General features: G+C 40.3%; 22 protein-coding genes. 11 read left to right on the forward strand and 11 right to left on the reverse strand.

The genetic code is table 11. The annotated features are described in order from the left end of the window. Positions 1-13 precede the first annotated feature (13 nt). The 6 genes from AOM43_RS01680 to AOM43_RS01705 form a co-directional block, all read right to left on the reverse strand. Complete coding sequence (locus AOM43_RS01680; RefSeq protein ID WP_059358781.1) at positions 14-1,264, reverse strand: carboxylate-amine ligase; 1,251 nt, start codon at positions 1,262-1,264, stop codon at positions 14-16. Between the two features lie 2 nt (positions 1,265-1,266). Continuing rightward, complete coding sequence (locus tag AOM43_RS01685) at positions 1,267-2,730, reverse strand: RimK family ATP-grasp domain-containing protein (protein ID WP_013924600.1); 1,464 nt, start codon at positions 2,728-2,730, stop codon at positions 1,267-1,269. A gap of 206 nt (positions 2,731-2,936) precedes the next feature. After that, entirely contained in the window at positions 2,937-3,662 is a 726-nt protein-coding gene (locus AOM43_RS01690; protein ID WP_013924599.1) for a hypothetical protein, read from the reverse strand. A 12-nt stretch (positions 3,663-3,674) separates the two neighbouring features. Then, a complete protein-coding gene (locus tag AOM43_RS01695) occupies positions 3,675-4,841 on the reverse strand; it encodes a hypothetical protein (protein ID WP_013924598.1) in 1,167 nt (388 codons plus the stop codon). Further along, positions 4,822-5,349: a SycD/LcrH family type III secretion system chaperone gene (locus tag AOM43_RS01700; RefSeq protein ID WP_006341870.1), complete on the reverse strand. Its 528-nt coding sequence runs from the start codon at positions 5,347-5,349 to the stop codon at positions 4,822-4,824. Before AOM43_RS01700 ends, AOM43_RS01695 begins: the two co-directional genes overlap by 20 nt. 5 nt (positions 5,350-5,354) lie before the next feature. Then, on the reverse strand, positions 5,355-5,882 hold the full coding sequence (locus AOM43_RS01705) for a hypothetical protein (RefSeq protein WP_013924597.1): 528 nt from the start codon (positions 5,880-5,882) through the stop codon (positions 5,355-5,357). A gap of 294 nt (positions 5,883-6,176) precedes the next feature. On the opposite strand from AOM43_RS01705, the gene AOM43_RS01710 reads away from it, so the two are divergent. After that, a complete protein-coding gene (locus AOM43_RS01710) occupies positions 6,177-7,790 on the forward strand; it encodes an SEL1-like repeat protein (protein ID WP_006341872.1) in 1,614 nt (537 codons plus the stop codon). A 9-nt stretch (positions 7,791-7,799) separates the two neighbouring features. Beyond that, complete coding sequence (locus AOM43_RS01715) at positions 7,800-8,135, forward strand: phage holin family protein (RefSeq protein WP_006341873.1); 336 nt, start codon at positions 7,800-7,802, stop codon at positions 8,133-8,135. On the opposite strand, the gene AOM43_RS01720 is transcribed toward AOM43_RS01715, so the two are convergent. Next, positions 8,136-9,656, reverse strand: a complete 1,521-nt coding sequence (locus AOM43_RS01720) for a hypothetical protein (RefSeq protein WP_006341874.1) — start codon at positions 9,654-9,656, stop codon at positions 8,136-8,138. Between the two features lie 164 nt (positions 9,657-9,820). Here AOM43_RS01720 and AOM43_RS01725 point away from each other — a divergent pair, with 164 nt between their 5' ends. From AOM43_RS01725 to AOM43_RS01735, 3 genes are read left to right on the forward strand one after another with little or no spacing between them, the layout of a single operon-like run. Beyond that, positions 9,821-11,425 carry a J domain-containing protein gene (locus AOM43_RS01725; protein WP_013924596.1) on the forward strand — a complete coding sequence of 535 codons (1,605 nt, stop codon included), beginning with the start codon at positions 9,821-9,823 and terminating at the stop codon, positions 11,423-11,425. A gap of 9 nt (positions 11,426-11,434) precedes the next feature. After that, positions 11,435-12,043 (forward strand): NADPH-dependent FMN reductase, encoded by a 609-nt coding sequence (locus tag AOM43_RS01730; protein ID WP_006341877.1) that lies wholly within the window; start codon positions 11,435-11,437, stop codon positions 12,041-12,043. Then, entirely contained in the window at positions 12,040-12,537 is a 498-nt protein-coding gene (locus AOM43_RS01735) for an NUDIX hydrolase (RefSeq protein WP_013924595.1), read from the forward strand. The genes AOM43_RS01730 and AOM43_RS01735 overlap by 4 nt, the downstream gene beginning before the upstream one ends. On the opposite strand, the gene AOM43_RS01740 is transcribed toward AOM43_RS01735, so the two are convergent. Next, on the reverse strand, positions 12,534-13,115 hold the full coding sequence (locus AOM43_RS01740; RefSeq protein WP_006341879.1) for a superoxide dismutase [Ni]: 582 nt from the start codon (positions 13,113-13,115) through the stop codon (positions 12,534-12,536). The two genes, AOM43_RS01735 and AOM43_RS01740, sit on opposite strands and share 4 nt — an antisense overlap. Before the next feature lie 192 nt (positions 13,116-13,307). On the opposite strand from AOM43_RS01740, the gene dcd reads away from it, so the two are divergent. The 6 genes from dcd to AOM43_RS01770 all read left to right on the forward strand — a co-directional run bounded on the left by dcd (position 13,308) and on the right by AOM43_RS01770 (position 18,917). Continuing rightward, a complete protein-coding gene (dcd, locus tag AOM43_RS01745) occupies positions 13,308-13,877 on the forward strand; it encodes a dCTP deaminase (RefSeq protein ID WP_006341880.1) in 570 nt (189 codons plus the stop codon). 41 nt (positions 13,878-13,918) lie between these two features. After that, on the forward strand, positions 13,919-14,257 hold the full coding sequence (locus AOM43_RS01750; protein WP_006341881.1) for a hypothetical protein: 339 nt from the start codon (positions 13,919-13,921) through the stop codon (positions 14,255-14,257). Between the two features lie 65 nt (positions 14,258-14,322). After that, a complete protein-coding gene (locus AOM43_RS01755; protein ID WP_059358783.1) occupies positions 14,323-15,579 on the forward strand; it encodes a hemolysin family protein in 1,257 nt (418 codons plus the stop codon). 27 nt (positions 15,580-15,606) lie between these two features. Then, positions 15,607-16,851 carry a hemolysin family protein gene (locus tag AOM43_RS01760; RefSeq protein WP_059358785.1) on the forward strand — a complete coding sequence of 415 codons (1,245 nt, stop codon included), beginning with the start codon at positions 15,607-15,609 and terminating at the stop codon, positions 16,849-16,851. Between the two features lie 106 nt (positions 16,852-16,957). Further along, the gene (locus AOM43_RS01765; protein ID WP_006341884.1) at positions 16,958-18,157 is read left to right on the forward strand and encodes a DEAD/DEAH box helicase; all 1,200 of its coding nucleotides are present in this window, start codon (positions 16,958-16,960) and stop codon (positions 18,155-18,157) included. Between the two features lie 4 nt (positions 18,158-18,161). Beyond that, positions 18,162-18,917: a hypothetical protein gene (locus AOM43_RS01770; RefSeq protein WP_006341885.1), complete on the forward strand. Its 756-nt coding sequence runs from the start codon at positions 18,162-18,164 to the stop codon at positions 18,915-18,917. A 40-nt stretch (positions 18,918-18,957) separates the two neighbouring features. Here AOM43_RS01770 and ispH read toward each other — a convergent pair whose 3' ends face one another. The 3 genes from ispH to AOM43_RS01785 all read right to left on the reverse strand — a co-directional run bounded on the left by ispH (position 18,958) and on the right by AOM43_RS01785 (position 21,946). Continuing rightward, a complete protein-coding gene (gene ispH / locus AOM43_RS01775) occupies positions 18,958-19,902 on the reverse strand; it encodes a 4-hydroxy-3-methylbut-2-enyl diphosphate reductase (protein WP_036746390.1) in 945 nt (314 codons plus the stop codon). An 83-nt stretch (positions 19,903-19,985) separates the two neighbouring features. After that, positions 19,986-21,644, reverse strand: coding sequence for a cation:proton antiporter (locus AOM43_RS01780; RefSeq protein ID WP_006341887.1), 1,659 nt, complete (start codon positions 21,642-21,644; stop codon positions 19,986-19,988). 29 nt (positions 21,645-21,673) lie between these two features. Beyond that, complete coding sequence (locus tag AOM43_RS01785) at positions 21,674-21,946, reverse strand: acylphosphatase (protein ID WP_006341888.1); 273 nt, start codon at positions 21,944-21,946, stop codon at positions 21,674-21,676. Between the last annotated feature and the right edge of the window lie 26 nt (positions 21,947-21,972).

Here is a 21,972-nt window from a genome sequence, read left to right on the forward strand (position 1 = left end):
TTCCTACTTTTCACTAAGGGCTCAAAAATAAGGTTCCGTTTTCCAGATTTTGACAGAGATAGCGGTATGTTTCTTCCAGCTTTTTGTGCGAAAAATTAGATCCTAAAGCCTTGAGTATACGTGTCGAAAGTGTGCCATGCATCAAGATATGATGAAGAGCCTGATCCTCTTTATAACCAACTTGTTCGATTAAATGGCCCCATAATTCCTTCGCTGTACATGTCGAAGATTTAGTCCAGCCAAAAACTTTTAAAAACTCGGCATCGTGAATTTCCGCATATTCACCATTCTTAATTCCATCTAATAGAATCCCTTTCAAACGTTCTTCATGAAATTGATGAAGTTTTTCTAGTGGAAGCCATCTTTCTTGGGTCAAATGTCTAATAACTTCAGCAATTGCTCGACTGATTGCGACGTCTGCCTTAGGACATTCTTGCACATCGATTAAGCGGATTTCAATCGCATTTCGATTAAATCGCGTAATAGCCCCCCTCGCATTTAACCATTCATGTTGCAATGTTTTTTCGGGATCAAATTTGGCTATATCTTGATAAATACGATCGAAGATTTTGGTTTTATAATCATCAAAAGAGAGGCAAACTTCTGGAATGATATGAGCGGTAATAGAAGGAATTTTTGCAGAATTTGATTGGTAGACATTTAGGCGAGTGTCGTAGAAACCCGTTGTTTTTCCTTCTACAATGGGAGAGCTTGCTGCAAGGGATGGAATCAATGGCAAAATCATTCGAATCGCCGCATGCAAGCGCACAAATTCCTCTTCATTTCCAAATGGGAGATTGAGGTGATTGCTTTGCAAATTGGACCACCCATGCCCCTGACAATTAAATATGCGATTAAAAGCCGCATAGATTTCTTTATTGTCATATGTCCAAAGCTTCATTTCGCGATGAGGATCCATCCATGGATGCATGGCTGTGGGCATGAGCATCCCATTAAATGCCTCAAGATATTTGTTAATATCTTTCACTTCACGCTGAAAGTCCGCGTGAATTTGGTTGAGCTTGGATGTGGGCTTTGTAGTTTTGAGCTCCAAAACATGCAAGGCAAGTTCGTTCGACCATCCAATAGGCTCTTTCTCGTAATCTCCGCTATACTCTCCAAGCATCCGATATAAAAGCTGGTCTGTAATCGGCAGAATATTCAGATTTTCTCGGTCTACAATCATGTATTCTAACTCGACACCAAACACATCAAATAAATGCCAGGTTGTGCGAGGAGATTCTTCTTTCGGTGGAGCTGACATAATTACAATCTTCTTTTTTGTTTTTCAATTCGATGTAAAATTGTCGAGATAATTTTGTGATACAATTCCTCTTGTAACACAAGGTCTTCAACGCCTGCATCAATACTCGGATTGTCGTTCACTTCAATGACATAGCATTCTTTGTCAATTTGTTTCAAATCTACCCCATAAAGACCATCCCCGATTAGCTTGGCAGCTTTTAGAGCTGTTCGAATAATCTGTTTGGGTGCTTGGCTGACAGGAATTGTTTCATATTTCCCCGTCACAGCTCCCCCTTTGCAGGAATGGTTGTAAATTTGCCAATGATTACGGGCCATGAAATATTTACATACGTACAAAGGCTGTCCGTCAAAAATGGCAACACGCCAATCAAAATCGGTAGGAAGAAATTCTTGCGCAACCAGAAGGTCTGATTTCTCCATCAGTGAACTACAAACCTGAGTAAATTCCTCTTTGCTGCTGACTTTCACAACCCCTTGAGAAAAAGCACTGTCAGGTTGCTTGATGACAAATGGAAAAGACAGTGTCGTCGCAACCTCTTCTAAATTATCCTTATGCACAATAATCGTTTTTGGAGCAGAAATCGAGTAACGCTCCAAAAGTTCGGTCATATAAACTTTATTAGAGCATCTCAGAATCGATTCTGGGTCGTCAACAACGACTAAACCTTCCGCAGCGGCTCTGCGTGCAAACCGATACGTGTGGTGATTCACGTTGGTGGTTTCTCGAATCAACAAAGCATCAAACTCGGCAAGTCTTCCGAAATCCTCTTTATGAATGATTTCCGTGCTCATACCCAAAGAATCAGCAGCTTTGATAAACTTTTGAATGGCTTTTTCATTAGATGGCCCGTACTTTTCTTCTGGGTTGTATAAAATGGCCAGGTCATAGGTCTTGCTGCTTTTTTTAGGAGCGATCGTTTTACGCCCCAGAAAAAAATCACGCGCTTTCTCTAATACAAAGTCATGATGCTCTAAAGGGATCTCATTGCCAGAGATTGTTCCGATTGAAGCTAAACACCACTTTTGGGAATCCCGATGAAATTGCGCTTGAAGAAAGGGAGCTTGGAATTCTTTAAAGAGATGCGATGACAGTCTCTCATATTTTTGGGCGACATTTTTTCCAAAATAAATGCTTAACGTAAAGCGATTTGAATGAATCGTTTTTAAACTTTTTTGAATCAGCTCATCTAATTCTTGAGAAACAAATCGAATCATCGCTGAAGATTTGAAATCTTGCATAGCCAGCAAGCTGGGTTGCGGTTTGTGCCCTCTTGCCGTGGCAATCAAAGTCACGTAATAGCCAATTGTCTGATAGCGATATGAACGACACAGGTTAAAAATACGGGCATGACGCATTTTACTATAGGCCGGATCCATCAAATAGGTCTTAGCTTCGACGACTTCAATTTCAGGGATATCAAGTGGCCAATCTTTTAGGTTATTGACGACAACAAAAATCTGCATAAAACCCTTTCGTTTAGATAGATAATGGGTGAAAAGTAGCTTTGTTTTTTGACTCTTCCCTTTATTTATTTTTTTAGTATTTCAGAAAGAGAAATGCAATCAAAATTTCAAAATAAAAATTCGGATAAAAAGAAATGACTGAGCAACAAAATTAAAAAAGAAAAAAAGAAAAGCACTCCGTAAGGAGTGCTTGATAGAATGGAGAATTAAGACTGAGCTCCCGCCATTTGCCCTTTAATAGCAAACAGTTGTGCATAAAGCTCATAAACTTTCCTGGCTATTTCGCCACATTTTTGCGTTTTCTCAACAGATGTTTGTGTCCGATCGCTCAATTTGTTTTTCATTTTATCCAAATCGAGCTCAAGAATCACTTTTTTAGCATCGCTCGGAGTATTTGCAACACCTTGAAGGGCCCCAATTCCTTGTCCAAATGCGCCTAATGGAGTGGCAACAGTTCCTGCCGCAGTTAAAAAATTAAAAATCTTACCACTATCACCAATAATTTTAACTGCCTGAAAGGCTCCACCGGCTACTGGAGCAAGCCCTACCGCTCCAGACCCGATCGTTAACACTGCCGAAGCAACCGAGGGAGCGATTCTCTTCCAATTATCAATCGTATCGCGGATTTTAATCCCTTGATACTTAATCTCAAGGAGGGTGTCTTGACAATATTGATTGTCAAAACGCGCACTTTTGCGAAACATGAACATCAAAACGCTTAAAGCCAGATTTAGCAATCTTTCATCATTTGGATTTCCATCAGCTAGCTCTCGACGGAGCTGCTCGCCTAATTTTTCCAGATAAACTTCAATTGGATCATGCAAATATGGATTCCCATTTTCGTCCACTAAAGGACTTCCATTGGCGACCTCATGGTCATGGACATCCACATGGTCATTTAAGTCTCTTTTTCTAAGATCTGTGTGTGGCATGTTGTGCCCTCCTTAAACGTCTATTTTTAAAGCGCGTTGACGCTGCTTCAAAAGCTTAATCCGTTCACCCCAAGAATCTTTGACTCGATTGAGTGAATCTTGAAGTCCCCGAATATAAAATTCCATTTGCTTATTATTTTGATGACGATCGAGTGAAACTCCATACATTTCACTGATGAGTTTCCGATTCTTATGTTGGAGAATGGCTTGCGTAAGTTCGGTTGATCCTTTTCCTAGACTGACTCCCGCCTGAAGGGCCCCTGCAATAACCACTAACACAGCACTTGGAGGGAACGCGATCATCATGACGACGCCTCCAACAGAACTAGCCATCATGCAGCCAGTCAAAATCCCATCTAGCCATTTGATTATTTTCGCACTCTTCTTACGCGCATTTTTATCGTCTAAAATGCTAAAATAGGCTTTTTCAAGCTCTTTATTTGTCTTTACGGAAATGGAAACTAGTTTGGTTAAAATTTTCAAATTTTCTTGGGCAAGCTCTCCCTCTACATGCATCAAACGCATAAATTCTTTATGCAAATAAGCTTCTTCGGCATTGAGATCTACTTCCTGTTTTAAAGAGGGGTCACCAGAATCGCTATCACTGCCATTTTGTTGAGATAAATCTTGTTTTGCCTCAATAGGTTGAAAAAGCGAGCGCGTGACAATTTTATTTCCATTGGGGTCTTCTTTTGTATGCTCGTGCCCATCTTCATTCGTTTCTTTAATTTGATAGAGTAAATGATCGACAGCAGCCAGAGTTTTCTGTAAGGCATGCACATCAAAGTGATCTGGTGCTTGGAGACGGGGACATGGAGAAATCGGCTTGGAAGGCATTTTAGGGGCATCTTCCTCTTCTTCCTGTTCTTCCGAAGCAATTTTTAACGTTTGAACGGGCTTAGCCTCTGGCGTATAAAATAATCCCAAAAACCAGTGCACATAATCGTAAACTTTCCCTAAGACAGCGGAATCCTGCTTTTTAGGCTGCTCAGGCGCAAAAGGAAGTTCTTCTGGCTTGATTTCTTCTTCTTCTTCAAAAGGAGCCAGCGATTGAATCGAACTCACATAGTATTCGGATTCGGGCACGGGTGGGGTATTTTTCCCCAATATATCCTTAATACGGAATGGATTTTGTCGTAAATCTAAAGATGTTGTAGGATTAAGCTTTGGAACAACCATTTTGATCTCCTGCCTCTTTAAGATATTTTTCCCATCCTGTACGCATTAATTCAATATGATTGAGGAGTGGGTGTGGCGTATTTTTGTGTTTAATCGCAATTTCTTCAGCCGCATCGAGAGCTTCAAATCCTTTTTGGATTTGATTGAGGAAAAAAAAGCATTCAGCAGCATAGAAAGAGATATACGGATCGTCAATATCTAGCAATGCTGCAAAAGAATAAGCTTCAAGTGCAAGCGTATAGTTTTTTTGAACCTGAAACGTAGCCCCCAAGCCCATCCAATTTTTTTTGGAATGTGGATCTACAGCTGTCAACAGCTGAAAATAATGGTGCGCCGTTTCATACTTGCCGTGCATATAAAATGCATAAGCAGAACCATACAAACACGAAAGAATCTCCTCAGAGAGAACAGGTCTTTCGTTTAGCTCATTTTTATTGATAAAATCAGAGATCTGCCCGAGAGATTCCTCTAGCTTTTCCACCTGACTTTGAGTTTCAGAGATCATCATGGCTTTTACCCGCCTGCAATCTTGCGCGCTTTATTGATTTTATCTTCGTGCAAGGGTTTTAAAATACTTCTTGCCATTTGATACGTCTCATAACGATCATTTGTCAAGCGCGTAATGGTTTGCATTTGCATTTCGTTTTGAATATTTTGGTCTTCGATCGTCATCCGAATGTTTTCAACGAGACGATCCCTTTCATCTTTTTTAAAAGATTGCTTATTTTCTGGGATACTCACACCAATTTGCTTGGCTTCTTCTAAAAGCTTTTTTAATTCTTCATTTTTTGAACAATCAAATTCACCTTTAGAATTGGTCGCATTGTTGATATTTTGCAAAAGTTTGTGCAGTGTGCTTACTTCCCCTTGCCGTTTTTTTAGGCTAGAAAATTCTTTGATTGTCTCTTCTTTCAATTGCCGAAGTCTCTCGGTATTGATTAAGAGAAGCAAGGACTCTAAAGACAGATGCTGAGGATCAACATCCTCTTTGTTCTCTATCGCTTTAGATAAGACCTCAACAACAGCTTGCTGACTTGGCATCTTTTCCTCCTGAAGCAATTTAAATTAATAAGGTGCTTATTAACTGGCTATTAATTTAAATAGCCTGTTTGCTTTGAAAATGAATCATATCAATGCGCTGAATTTAGGTAAAGGTATCTAAGAATTCATTATTAAAGAGCAAAAGGCCGAATCTGCACTGCCATCCGCAATCTAGATAGTTAAATACCTACGTATTTAAGATGAAATTAAAATTAGTTTATCCCCCCTTCAGCAGCTTGATTATTATTTTCTTTTTATCTAGTGTGAAATAAATGGCTTTACTAAGGAATTCTTATGCCCATGCCTGCTTTTTTTTTTCGCATTCTAGGCGCGACACTTCCTCTTGCTTCACCTCCTTCTGTTCCGTCAGATCACCCTATTCTGGAGAGGAATGCTTCGTCAACGATTTCTGAACCCGCCAAAAATATGCCCGCTGACCAGTCCACCATACCAGAGACAACGGCTGATGAAGATCTGCAAAAAGGAGCTCTTTATTTTTACGGAAAAGGTGTTCCTCAAGATTATGCTGAGGCGTTCAGGTGGTATAAAAAATCAGCCGACCGAGGAAATCTTGAAGCCATGACCCTGTTAGGCAATATGTTTATCTTGGGTGAAGGTGTTCCCAAAAACTATGACACAGCTTTTCAATTGTTTAGCTCGGCCGCACAATCAGGCTATTCTCTGGCACAAAATAATCTCGCAACGATGTACGAAAATGGATGGGCAGTAGAACAAGACATTCCTAAAGCTCTTGAATTATACCGACAAGCTGCCGAGCAAAAAAACCCTTTTGCTCAAGCGAATTTAGGCCGATTTTACGAAAACGGGATTGGCGTAGAAAAAAATTTAACTGAGGCATTCAATTACTACCGTGAAGCAGCGGATCAAAATAACCCACAAGGCTTAAATGCAGTGGGTCGGTTCTATCTCGAAGTTTTAAATCCTAAAGATTACAACAAAGCTCTTGAATATTTTCAAAAAGCAGCCAAATTAAAGTATGTACACTCAGAGAACAATTTAGGAGTCATGTACGAAAATGGATGGGGCATTCCTTCCAATATTTCAGCCGCACTCGCTGCGTACAAGCAAGCAGCCGACCAAGGAAATCCTTATGCACAAGCTAATTTAGGACGCTTGTATGAAAGTGGGAAAGGAGTTCAAAAAGATTATACAGAAGCGATTCGGTGGTACCAAAAAGCAGCTGATCAAGGTCTTGACATTGCACAAAATGACCTTGGACGTATGTATCAATATGGATGGGGTGTGCCCCAAGATTTCCAGACAGCCCTGAAATTTTACCAAATGGCTGCCAAAAATGGACTAGGCTCTGCCGAGACAAACATCGGTGTCATGTATGAAAACGGGATTGGGGTCCAAAAAAATTACGAGCAGGCTTTTAATTGGTATCAGAAAGCAGCTGACCATGAGAATCCAGAAGGACAATACAACTTGGCTCTAATGTATGAAAATGGCAGAGGCATCCAACCCAACCTACAAACGGCCGCCCAATATTACCAATTAGCTGCCAGTCAAGGATCAAGTTTAGCCCAAAATAATTTGGGTGTATTTTATTTAACAGGAAAGGGAGTCGAAAAAGACTTAAAACGAGCCTTTGATCTCTTTACACAAGCCGCCGAGAGTGGACACCCCGTCGCAGCTAGCAATTTAGGTCGCTTATACGAAACTGGCAGTGGTGTCCCACAAGATTATTTAAAAGCTTTATACTGGTATCAAAAATCTGCAGAACAAAATGATCCTCTCGGGTTATACTATTTGGGGCGACTCTACATAAACGGCTTAGGTACACAAAAAAAAGGACAAGAAGGGTTAGATCTTTTTAAAAGAGCAGCTCGCCTTGGAAATCCTCAAGCTCAAGCTGAGTTGCAAAAGCAAAATTTAAGTTGGTAAGAGGTTAACATGGGTATTTTAATTGCAATTTTGTTAAATACAATCGCTGTTTTTGTTACAGCTCAAATTCTTCCCGGGGTACGCCTGGATAATTTTAGTACGGCACTTGTCGTCGCCGTTGTTTTGGGAGCCATCAACACATTCATTCGACCCATTATTTTTCTTCTGACCTTACCGATTAATATTTTAACGCTCGGTCTATTCACTTTTGTGATTTTAGGCTTACTTGTTTTGCTTGTAAGTGCCATTGTTCCAGGCTTTCATGTGGATGGCTTTTGGTGGGCTGTAGCCTTTTCTCTTGTTTTAGCCGTCATTAATAGCGTCATCTCTTCTTTTGTGCCCTAATCATTGCAATTCTTCGATCCGTTTAATCCCTGTTTTATCAAGGATTAAGCGGAACTTTTTTAATTCTGCTTGTTTTTTGTTTTCTCCGATCTGATATGTGTTTTTCAAGATAATGTTCAAATGATAAACCTTGGGCAACAGCGTGACTCCGACCTGATGTGTTTCGGGATCCACTGTAATGTATTGATAATAAGGATTCGAAGCTTTGCGTAAAAAAGAATCGATATTAAACCGAAAAAGGTTGTGGAGTTCATGCCTCCGATTTTCCACGTGGCCATGTTTTCTCTGAACATTTACAACTTTCTTATAATAAAACACAGTTTCAGGTCGCTTGAAGGACTCTAATGTTGAATGAAAACCCTTATTGCGCACTTGAACAATTTCGGATGGCACACTCTTTGAATCCACAAATGTGAAGGACTCTCGAATGGTGCCTAAAATTTCTTCTCGACTTCTAAAACGAATTTTGGTGGTGTAATCAGGAAACCATTTCAACGTTTGTCGATAGGACAAGGTTTTTAATCCTTCTTTTAAACGGTCTTTCAAAATGTAAAATGCCACAGTAATCAGAACAAACGGGAATGAATTGATGACAAAAACATTTCCTCCCCAAATAAATAAGAGAAGGTAGAAGAACATGGCGATACCAGCCGAAAAACTTCCAATTAAATTTTTAATAGCTGAATCGGATGAAAATCTTGTGACCTCCGGGAAAAGGGCTGTCATCACAAATTTTTTCGATAAATTATTTTGATAGGAAATAAATTCATTCTTCAAGCTATCTGGCTTATTGGGCTCGGGTTCCTGATTCCTTTCCTGCCTTCTTTTCTTTTCCTGTAGAATGAAGTCACATAGCTCTGCATCAAGCTGCGCAAACTGGGCATTTTTTGAAAAACGAACCTTCTCTAAGAGAACGGTTAAATAATAATTGATTACATTACTCACAAACTCTTCAACATACGCAAAATAATCCAATGTGACAGGCTGCACGGGTAAAACGCTATACTTTTTTTGCACACTTAAATATTCTTGAATCAATTGATCAAGCCCTCGCATAAAGGTTTCTAGTTCTTCCTTTACACTCTCGCCCTGCACTCCTGACCGATTTGCGTCTAATTGAAAACTTAAAGCTTTTACTTTTTGGCGGATCGAACTGCGCACAATGTTGCCAAACAGTTTCAGTTCATCCTCAATTTTCTCTTCATTCAAATTCTTATCCATCGCCCACGTCTTTAACCGTGTAAGCGGAGATCGCGCGTCGTGCATATTCAGCAACTGCTCAATGGTAAACACAGGCGTTTTGAAACGCACTAAATTGGTTTGATCTTGATAAAACTGCTCGCGCGTATAGGTTTCTTTATTGACTTGAAGAGAGTTTGGAATAAAAAAATAGAATTCTTGCGTTTGCGTTGTCTCATCCATATCGGGATGAGAATAAAAATTGGATTTGATTTCAAATTGCAGCTGATCTCGAATCCGTAGGGCTTCCCCTTTGTCAAATTCCTTCAAGAAACTCTCCATGGAACCCTCTTTAACATCGAGCCTTTTTTCTTTACCATTATGAGAACGACCTATTTTGTCAAGGGAGTCTCTTTATATGTTTATTATTATCACTTTCCTCCATATAATCTGGCGACAGAACAAAGCATGTTGGCTTTACCTATTTTTACTGAAGGAGACTTTAGATGACATACGCCGCAAGCCCTAGTTTTTCCATCCATTTTGCAGCATCCCCAGAAAAAAATAGCTTTTTTAAAACTATTGAATCTGCTGCCGATTTACATGGCCGCAAAGCATGCTTGATTAAATTAACCTTACTTCCTTTTCAACTCGGACAAGCAACTTTTAATTTTGCCGTTCAAGCCATTAAATTAGCTGGACTTACACTCATTCTAAGTGGTGACTACTCACAATCTCTTACAAATCTCTACTGGAAGACTTTAGTCGATTTTAGCAAAAGTGCCATTCGCCTCGCTGTCCGCATTGTGCAAACTGTAGGCTATGTTTTTGGATATTCAGCCGGCTTGCTTATTCATCCATGCATTGGACGATGGGTTGAAAAACATGTGGATCGGCTAAATGTTTTGAAATTTCATTCTTTTTCTAAAGACCTCAAACGCTTTTTTAGCAAGCAACATGGGAATCCCAGTTACTGCCATCACTTTTTTGGTTCCTATTTCCCCGGGGGAACTTTCACACAAAAGGCAGGAATCCCCGAAAAACCAGAGAAAGAAAAAGAGGGAATATTCTACGAACCAGACTTTTCTCATGCAGAGGATTTCCACCGCATTTTGGGAATTCACCCAGATAACTGTAAACCTGAAAGCAATATCACCAGGCGTTTTAAAAAGCTTTCCCTCCTGTATCACCCAGATAAAAATCCTGGTAATCCTGATGCCGAAGAAAAATACAAGATGATCACTAATGCGCGGGACAAATTAAAAGCTAACCCGCGCTCTCGGACATCATTTACATCTAAGGAACCTTTACATTCTACTGATCATTCCACCACTACAACTTCCCTGGACAATCCTCCAGACATCGTCATGCCCACCCAAGGCCTTTCGGAAGAAGATTTTGTTAAACACGCAGGGAAAACGCTTTTTGAAATTTGTGTATTGAGTGAAATTCCCCAAATAGGCACTCAGAAAGTCCAAGATAAATATCGGGATTTGATCGAAGCAATTGATACTTACAAGACAACGCATTCTGCACTTGATTTGAAACTCCGCAAGCAGTTGGATGAAATTGTAGAGCTTATTCGCTTTCATGAAACCTTTATTAAAGATTTTACCCTCTCCCCTACCATGCTTTTTCTCGGTAGACAAGATCCAAGTATTCTGCAAAAACAGATCGACGACTTAGTCAAAATAAAGCCCAAGCACCTCAAAAACTTCAAGCGGTTGCCCGAAAATTCAAACGTCGCTTTAGCAAACCTCATTTTAAGCTATCGCTATTATGAAAAGGTTTCCGCACTGTACCTTTTAATTGCGCATCACTATTACCAGCAAAAAAAACAGTCCATGGGCTATTATAAGGTGCGAGACTATCGAGAACATGTTGCATCTGAGTTTTTTCAATACCACAAAGTCATCATTAACACAAAATGTAAGGACAAACTTTTTCAAGGATATGCACAAAAAGATCCTAGCCATCCTGCTCCGCTTTATTTAAGCTATTGTCAGTTCTTTTTGAATGATTTAACTGAGTCTGCTCGCCAAAATTCCCGCAGAATGCTTACTGGGGGAGATTTTCTTAAACTAATGCTGTTTTCCAAAATTTTAATCTAAGAGGTTGCAATGGGAAATAAACCAAAAATTTTAGCTTTTGCTGGAAGCCTAAGAAAAGATTCTTTCAATAAAAAATTGGTCAAAATTGCGATAGAAGGAGCCAAACACTCGGGTGTAGAAGTCACTTATCTAGACTTAGCAGACTACCCACTCCCCTTATATGATGGCGATTTAGAACAAAGACAAGGCCTTCCAGACAATGCTAAAGCCCTCAAAAAAATCTTTCTTGCACACCAAGGTTTTTTAATTTCTTCTCCCGAGTACAATAGCTCGCTTCCAGGAACATTTAAAAATATGATCGACTGGGTGTCTAGACCTTCGCCCGACGAGCCTGAATATTTAGCTCCCTATAAAGGGAAGGCGGCTGCCATTATGAGCGCTTCACCGAGTCACTTGGGAGGGCTTCGCGGATTGGTCCATCTTAGAGCCATGCTGGAAAATATTTTCATTTATGTGTTACCTGAGCAGGTTTGGATTGCACATGCAGATGAAGCTTTCAATGCGGATGGACAATTAAAAGATGTAAAAGAGCAACAAAAAGCAATTCAAGAGGGAAAGAACCTCGCGGATTTTGTTTTGAAATTACACGCTCCTTTACCTGAGGGTTCTCACCTGTGAGAGAATGTGCCCTAGGTATTGTCTTTTCTAAAGATCGATCTAAAGTACTTTTAATCAAAAGACGTGATATCCCCATCTGGGTTTTACCAGGAGGGGGAATTGATGATCACGAGACTCCAGCCGATGCGGCTGTACGTGAAGTCTTTGAAGAAAGCGGCTTGCGGGTTAAACTTATACGAAAAACGGGAGAATATGCTCCCGTTAATCTTTTAACTGCGCGCACGCATGTCTATGAATGTTATCCAATCGGTGGAACTCCACAAAGTGGAGATGAATCTCTGGAAACCGCTTTTTTTGCTTTAGATGAACTGCCAAAACCTTTTTTAGAGCTGCATCTTGAGTGGATCGCGGATGCTCTCTTAAATCGTTCTCACGTGATTGAAAAGCCAATTGCATCCGTCACTTATTGGAGAGTGGTGAAGTTTTTCTTTCTCCACCCTCTCATTGTTCTGCGTGCTCTGTTTGCAAGAATCGGTTTCCCCATTAATTCTTAATGGTGATGGTGGTGGGCATGTGCATGATCATGGTCGTGATCGTGTGCATGGTCGTGATCCGTCGCATCTTGCTTCTTCGCACGTTCTCTCGCTTCTTCCCATTCTTTTAATTTCAGCTGTTCCATTTTGCACTCATATCCTTCAACGTGGAATAACAACTTAAATTTTTCCCACTGATCTTGGAAATTCTTAACCATTTTGATATCGATATTTTGCTTAATTCCCACAATCAAAAAGAGTAAACGGTGAGCCATCACCACTTTCTTGGTTGAATCTTCTTCATCTGGTTTAATTTTTTGCTGTAGGAAATAAGTGGTAATCAATTCTGAGACTTTATTCGATTCTGTCTCTTTTGTCATAATCCAGCGAACAAATTCATTCTTATCGTGTAGTGTCGTAAATTTGTTATCTGTCAGGACCGTGATCCCTTTGACCATCGTTTCCACATACTGATCGATCTGATCGTAAATCATGTTATCGTGGTAGATTCCACATGGCATTTGGCAATGGGAATAAAGGGGTGATCCCCAAGCGAGCAAAGCAAAGATTCCTGAAGCTAATAGATGTTTTTTTATCATTGTGCGTTTCCTGTCTTTAATTTCAAAAGAGTCATATCGAATATCAAATGAGCTTTTTACCTGAATGTTAAAAATTACTCAATAGATTCCCTCTTCCTTTCAAAAAAAAGAAGATTCACACAACCACTAGCCTTTTTATAGAAAGCATGATAGGATTGTTCTACTTAAATCAAGTTTCACGAAGGTAAGAGTATGAGTATTAAGCCCGATCATTGGATCAGAAAAATGGCAAAAGAACATGGAATGATTGAGCCATTCACCGATCAACAAGTCCGTAACACAGATAATGGTACTAAAGTTGTTAGTTTTGGTTTGTCTAGCTATGGGTATGATTTACGTGTATCGGATGAATTTAAAGTCTTTACAAACATTCATAACACGATCGTTGATCCTAAAAATTTTGAAGATAATGCATTCGTTTCTTTACAAACACCCGAATGCATTATCCCGCCAAATTCTTTTGCTTTGGCACGCAGTGTCGAATATTTCCGTATTCCTCGCAATGTTCTCACAATTTGCATCGGCAAATCCACTTATGCACGCTGCGGAATTATTGTAAACGTCACCCCATTCGAGCCGGGCTGGGAAGGATATGTCACATTAGAAATTTCAAATACAACGCCACTACCAGCTAAAATTTATGCTAATCAAGGCTTGGCCCAAGTGCTATTCTTTGAATCTGAGCATCCATGTGAAGTTTCCTATGCGGACCGCAATGGAAAGTACATGAATCAGGTTGGCATTGTAACCCCACGTATGTAATTTATATGCATAAGAACGTCTTGAGTCTGCTTAAAAGAAATATGCGTTCTTTCATTCATATTGGAATGATCCGCTCCTGGTGGGTCATTCTTTTTGTCCTCTTTTGCCTCATGTGCTATGAACAGGGCATTAAACAGCGAGAAACAGATTTTCTCAAGTTAACGGAACAATTGCTGACACTTCAACATCAAAAAAAAGAAGCGCTTGCACTCAAACAAAAGCTGCTTGACCAAATCAATAGCGAAAGTGACCCTGCTTGGATTGAACTAACGCTCATGCGCGAGCTAGGGCTTAGTCCAAAAGGCAGCACAAAAGTTCTTTTTGTTTCTTCAGAGTCTGAATACAAAAAGCAAATAGACGAGAATAATAAGAATAGGTAAAACAGAGATCAATAACATCGTAGATAGATAATGCACATGTTAAAACATTCTCTAAGAAATTCCCCATGTTAAGTCTTTTTATATTTGTTTTTTTTATTCTAGTTTTGACATTTCTTTCTGGATATTTTTCTAGTTCCGAAACGGCTTTGTTTTCTCTTTCTTCCATGAAAATTAAGGCGTATGCAAAAGACCCAGATCCCAGAAAGCAATTAATCGCGAGCCTTTTAGCACATCCAAAAGACCTGCTCGTTACCATTTTTATCTTAAATACAATCGTCAATATTCTTTTGCAAAACGTTTCCTCTAGCATGAGTGGGACAGATGGTGGTTGGGAATGGAAGGTTGGATTCCCTTTAGTCATGACGCTTCTCTTCGGAGAAATTATCCCTAAAAATCTCGGCTTTCAAAACAACGTTACAATTTCCTATTGGGTCAGCCCTGTTATTGATGTGTTGCAGAAACTATTGAAACCTGTGCGGCAGGCTATCATCGCGATTACTGCGCCCATTTCTCGCCTTTTATTTTTCTACCTAAAACGCAATCAGGAAATTTCAAAAAAAGAACTGATGCATGTTTTGCGAACTTCCGAGGAATATGGAGTTCTGCATAAAGATGAAGCCGAACTCGTATCTGGTTATTTAAATTTGCAGGATGCCGTCGTTAAAGAGCTTGCACGCCCAAGAGAAGATATTTTATTTTACGACGTAAACGAACCGCTATCCAAACTCACCTATTTATTTGTTGAGCAAGAAGTCTCACGCGTACCGGTTTGCGATAAAAATATTGACAACATTTTAGGAATCTTAAGCGCAAAAGCCTATTTTCTTCATAATCAACACATGGTTTCAGGCCGAGAGTTAATCCCCATTTTAGACAAACCATTTTATGTCCCAGAGACAACACTGGCTCGCCGACTGATTCGACAACTAAGTGAAATGAACCAAGTCCTCGCATTGGTTGTAGATGAATATGGATCGATTTCCGGGCTTATCTCGAGTGAAGATTTGGCAGAAACGGTGATTGGCCAAATCGCAGATTTACGCGATAAAAAAAGTTTATATACACGTGCGGGAGCCAATGAAATTATTGCAAGTGGACGACTTGAATTAGCCGACTTTAACGACATGTTCGATGTAAATTTAGTAAGTGAAAATAACATGGTCACCTTGGGAGGATGGTTAACAGAGCAACTGGGCGACATTCCCAAGGCAGGAACAAAATACGAAACTCACGACTTCTTATTTCATGTCCTCTCCGCTTACCCAAATCGGGTGAGACGACTTTATATTCGCAAATTAAAAGGAAAGACTAAAGCGGCATAATATGGCTTGGATTGTAGGAATAGGCAAATGAATCTTTCGGCTTGGTGGTGGTTATTTTTTAATTTTCTTTCCATTATTATTCTCGCATTTTACTCAATGATCGAGATGGCTTGTGTTTCTCTTAACAAAGTACGCTTGCATTACTACGTGAGTCAAGGGAATACACGTGCCATTTATTTAAATTATCTCCTTCAAAATCCTGCACGCTTATTTGGCACAACTTTAATTGGTGTCAATGTGGCCATGGTAATCGGCTCCGAATGTGCCCGCGAATTTTTCAGTTCCTTAGGCTTGAGTCCAGATTGGGCACCCATCCCCCAAATTCTCTTGGTTGTAATTTTTGGAGAACTCTCGCCCATGTTTGCCGCTAGACACTATTCGGAAAATGTCGCCATGCTGGGCGCCCCTCTTCTGTATGCCTCGGCTAGGTTGATGTCGCCTATTTTGTGGGCGATTAACATGGTTTCTAAAATTGGAAGCAAACTTTTAAATCAACCGAGCTCCGAACCCGATCTTTTTCTTAGCCAAGATGAACTCCAAAAAATTTTGGAGGAACATGGAGAGGATCGAGGTCCTGGTTCTTCTTCAGATGATTTTAATGATATCGCGGCTAACATCTTTCACTTGCGTATCAAAAATGCGACACAGATTATGACGCGAATTGAATCAATTCCGATGATTCCGTCGAATGGAACAATCGCCCAAATGCGAGCCCTTTTGAAAAAAACGGGTGTTGATTACTTACCAGTCTTTCACACGGATCAGTCCAATATTGTAGGCATCGCTTTCCCACGCGACCTTGTCAGACTTCCCGGTACAAAAAGAGTACGCGACCATGCTCGCCCCCCTTGGTTTGTGACCGAAAACACAAAAGCGATGCAAATTTTAAAGCAATTTCGACGCAATAATCAAAGTGTCGCGGTTATTTTAAACAATCAAGGAGCGGCAGTCGGATTACTGAACCTAGATGACCTATTGGAAGAAATCATTGGAAAGGTAGGAGAAGAAACTGCCTCGAAACAAAAAACAAAACCTGCGCGTGTCATGGAGAGAACTTTTCCGGGAGATATGCTCGTGGCAGACTTTAACAAACAGTTTGAAGCCCAATTAGACGAAGAAGACGATTTGACTTTAGCGCAATTGGTCGCAAAAGTTTTAGGTTACACACCCGAAGTAGGCGATTCTATTTATATTGAACCCTTCGAATTAGAAGTGAAAGAAACTTCATTGCGCAAAGCTAAAACAATTACCGTGAAAAGTCATGTTTCTTAAGAGAATTGTTAAAATTAAAACAAAAAATCTATAAAAAAAACTAATTGGATGACTAGGAATGTCTAAGACGATATAATGATATCTATCACAGACCAAAATGAGTAATATGACTAGTTTTCTTGACTTTGGATTAGATCCAACCATTTTAAAAGCTCTAGAAAAATTAAAATTTTCAGAGCCCTCACCTATTCAAAAGGCCGCTATCCCACTTATTCTTCAAAAAAAAGACCTCATAGCCTTGGCTAAAACCGGTTCAGGTAAGACGGCAGCCTGCGCAATCCCCATCTGCGATCGCGTGGATGTAAACTCCAATTCTGTACAAGCCCTGATTGTGGTCCCTACGCGGGAGCTGGCTCTTCAATACGCGACTGAGACGCAAAAAATTGGAGCCGAAAAAGGAGTTAAAACTTTCGCCCTGTTTGGCGGCGAGGATGCAGCTATGCAACAATCTAAACTCAAACATGGTGTGCAAGTTTTAGTTGTCACACCTGGGCGTTTAATCGACTTTGTTTACTCCAGACAAATCGACCTTAGCCACGTGGAGACGCTGATCCTCGATGAAGCCGACGAAATGCTCAGCATGGGTTTCTACGATGACTTAGAATTCATTATCCAATGCTTAGTCCACGAGCATCAAACATTGCTGTTTTCGGCCACAATGCCAAAACAAATTCGAGATATTGCCAAGAAACATATGCAATCTCCTTTAGAAGTTTCTTTGATCGGAGAAGATGCCACACCTGATATGATCGAGCATCATTTTCTTTATTGCCGCTATCATGAAAAAGAACATAATCTCATTGAACTCATTAAAACACAGACCCCCACCAAAGCGATTATTTTCTGTAGTTCCAGACAAGAATGTGAAAAAGTGACTTATGTACTCCGCAAGCAACTGCATGAAACCATTGATTTTCTTCATGCTGGATTAAGTCAAGATATCCGCTCAGCTGTAACGAATAAATTTCGAACAAATAAAATCCAACTGCTTGTCGCCACCGATGTGGTTTCACGCGGACTCGATTTTTCGTCGGTTTCGCACGTTTTTATATATCACCTGGCAGATGATCTAGACCTCTATATCCATCGCTCAGGACGAACGGGGCGCTACGAAAAAGCAGGAACAGTGATCACCCTGGTAACCCAAAGAGAATTGCGCACGCTCAATCGACTTTTAAAAGTACTCAAAAAAGAACCAAATTGGATTGGCCCTCCGCCACCTCCCCCTTCTCAAAATACAGATAAAACCAGAGAAAAAAAACGCTTTTATCCTAAAAGAAAACCAGCAAACCCTTCTTCGAGCTAATTTTATGCACCAAACCGATCTTTCTGTTTCTTTCGAATTAGACCCAAAGATTTTTACTGATCCTAATTTAAAGGAGCATAAAGATTGTGCACTTACTGAACTGGAGCTACAATTTAAACGGAAGGGCGGTTATTTGCATGTGGTTAAAGACTTTTCAGGATCTCCTGAAAATTGCTTTACCTTGCAATCAGAAGATGCCTTATACCCGATTTGCTCAGGGGGAACCTGCCGCTCACAAGCATTATACGAATTTTTGCGACAAAAACTAGATCCCTGCGATGTCGTGCTTTTCCCTCCTCACGCAGCACGTTGTGGTTACGATCCATACAATGGCGAGGTGCGCTATTATACTGCTGCTCGTATTGTGGATGAGTTTGAAATTGTTTTTGAAAAGAAAAGAACCGTTCGTTTTGGATATGACTGCGCATATGATTGGCATGATGCCCAGGGTTTGGTGACAACAGATAAAATCCCTTTAATCAAAACATTTTACGACACCCATTATTATGGTCCGCAAAGCCATTTTCAGGGTAAGCGAGGTAAGCGTCGGATCTATATGGCTTTTGCACATCCCACCCATGCAGTATTGAAACGATTAGTCGAAACCAATGAGACATTAGAAAATGTGGCTCTGATCGCAATCCCTTTGCAAGACGAGATCACAACCCCTCCTCCAGAAATGAGGATTCAAGGTGGATCGCCTGAAGCCTATCGTGCTTTTCTTAAAAAGATGGAAATGATTTTTAGAATAAATGTCTAAGAAAGCAAGGAAGATATAATCCTCCTTGCTTATGAAAAAGTTAGATTGACCCAAATTTGGCATTCACAATGGGCTTAGGAAGTTGAAAAACAACGTCTTCGTTAATAAAAACAACGTCTTCGACCTCTTTTACTCCTAACTCAATGAGTTTTTGAATACAATTTTGAACAATCCCTTCAGGTGTCGAAGCTCCAGCAGTCAATCCAATTGTGCTCACTCCTGCCATCCACTCTAATTGAATTTCACTTTCATTATTGATAAGGTAAGATGGAAGCCCTCGCTTCGAGGCGACTTCACGCAATCGATTTGAATTTGAACTGGTCGGATCTCCCACAACCAAAACCAAATCTGTTTGATCTGTAATCTCACGTAATGCGAGCTGCCTATTGGTCGTTGCATAGCAAATAGAAGAACTTGGCAATGTCACAATATGGGGATATTTTTGAATTAAAGCTTCCGTAATTTCTTTTACATCATCCAAGCTTAAAGTCGTTTGCGTAATATAGAATAGCTTTTCATCTTTTTCATAGGAGAGCTTTTCCACATCCGCAGGAGATTCCACAATCGTTGTCACGTCAGGGGCTTCTCCTGCTGTTCCAATAATTTCAACGTGATTGCGATGTCCAATTAAAACAACCTGATAACCTTGAGCTGCATATCGTTTTACAGCAGAATGGACACGCGTCACAAGCCCACACGTGGCATCGATTTCGATTAATTGCCTACGACTAGCCGCCTCACGCACTGCAGGAGAAACGCCGTGCGCTGAATAAATCAAACGTGCTCCAATGGGGACCTCTTCGATTTCTTCAATAAAAATGGCCCCTTTTGCTTTTAAGCCATCGACGACTGCGCGATTATGCACAATTTCATGCTTCACATAAATGGGTGCACCCCAATATTCTAGCGCTTTTTCCACTGTTTCAATGGCGCGTTCGACTCCAGCACAAAAACCGCGAGGCTTTGATAGCAATAGTTTCATGATTTAATCTCCTCTATCTAGTAAGACTAAAAGCATAAAAGACTAGTTGCTTAATTTCAATTGTTAAAATGGTCAAACTGAATAGCCTACATATCTCGTTGGCTCACCAATTCCACCATTTTTTCTGCACAAGCCGTTTCATCACATACGATCGGAATACTACCAAATTTTGTGTGGTCGTAATCTCTTTCAAAATGCACACGTGCAATGATATCGGCATGCGGATTAATATGCTGAGCGGCTTCAATGATCGAATTCGTTATGGGAAGATCGGGTGTCGTAATCACGATCACCTGTACATTTTCAATTTTAGCCCTTTCTAAAAGCTGTAATTGCGTGGCATCCCCAAAAAGCAACTCAATATTTTTTTCCTTTGTCGAGGAAACCGTATCGATATTCTGATCAATAACTAATACTTGATATTGAGTCGCCAAATGACGCGCAACGGCTCTTCCTACAGGTCCGAAACCTACCACTAGAGCCATGGGTAAAAATGTGCCCGTGGCTTCGGAAAGTGTATCCAGTTGTATTTTCGAGGTATCAACATCTAGATAAGGCCTGGTCGCCTTTGTCAAAGGTTTAAAAAATTGAAACAAAATGGGATTTAACGCGATGCTGATAAAAGCGCAAGCTACTAAAATATCATAGGCATTATCAGGCAAAATATTTAGACGACTTCCTTCTTCAGCCAAAATAAACGAATATTCCCCAATTTGACTGATTGCGAGAGCAACAGTAAATCCGATATAACTCGGGTATTTCGCAATTTTTACAATCAGATAGGCAACCAATGGACGTAAAAGCAACAGGATAACCAAGATTCCTGCAAAGAGAGGTAGATTATTTTGTACTGCGAGGGGATTAAATAACATTCCAACGGACAGAAAGAAAATCACGGCAAAGGCATCCCGCATAGGCAAAGCATTGGCTGCAGCCTGATGACTTAACTCCGTTTTCCCTACAACGGTCCCGGCAATAAAGGCTCCCAATGCAAGTGAAATCCCAAAAATGTACGAGCATCCCACAGCAATTAGAAAGACAGAAGCCAAAATGGCTAATGTAAAAAGCTCATGCGATCGGGTGCGTGCAATCAATTTCAAAATGCGTTCAATTAAATTTTCTCCGATGAAATGTACAATGAGTCCCAAAACCACCACTTTCAATAAGACAATACCTACCGAGGAAAGAATAGAAAGGAAGGGTCCTGAAGTATTTTCAGAAGGAGAATAAATCAATGCGGGTAAAAGAATTAAACCTAAAACAGAGACTAAGTCTTCCACAATGGTCCAACCAACGACAATATGTCCTTGTTTGGTGTGTAGTAAATTTTGGTCCGCCAAAACCCTGACAATGACAACGGTACTGGATACACAAATGGCAACACCAATCACAAAACCTTCGATTACGGTTTGCCCCAAACTCACATTCAGGAGAATTCCGGCGCAAATGGATAAAAAGGAAAGGATCAGAGCGCCTGGCACCACAATTTTTTTATCGGCATCAATATCTTTCCAATTAAAATTCAAACCAACTGCAAACATGAGCAATGTCACGCCAATATTAGCAAGCTGATCCGAAATGCTTTGATCCGCAATAAATCCAGGAGAATTGGGTCCAATAAAAAATCCTGCGATGAGATATCCCAAAATCGGAGAAAGTTTTAAACGTTGGGCAATATATCCCGCTGCACAGGCAAAACTCAAGCCTACCGCCAAAATCCAAATAATTTTCAACTCTTCTGGCATCACAACCTCCTGCTGGAATTTCGAGCTCTTTAATGCGCAATTTTAAATGTAGAATATAATGCTTTAATTTCTCCATATTCCACTTGAATTGAGTCAATACGCCCTCGTCCCGGCCTTTCACGTATTTTCTCTAGAAGCCCTTCAAGTTTTTCTCGTGAACCTTGCGCAATTAATTCCACAGATCCATCTGATAAGTTGCGCGCCATCCCAGAAATTTCCATCTGATTTGCATAATCTTGTATGGTGTAACGAAATCCCACGCCTTGCACATACCCTTTTATTACAGCATGTAATTCGATCATGTCTTCCTCTGCGTTAATAATCGGAT

Origin of the sequence: Parachlamydia acanthamoebae (assembly GCF_000875975.1) — a bacterium.
Taxonomy (GTDB): Bacteria; Chlamydiota; Chlamydiia; order Chlamydiales; family Parachlamydiaceae; genus Parachlamydia; species Parachlamydia acanthamoebae.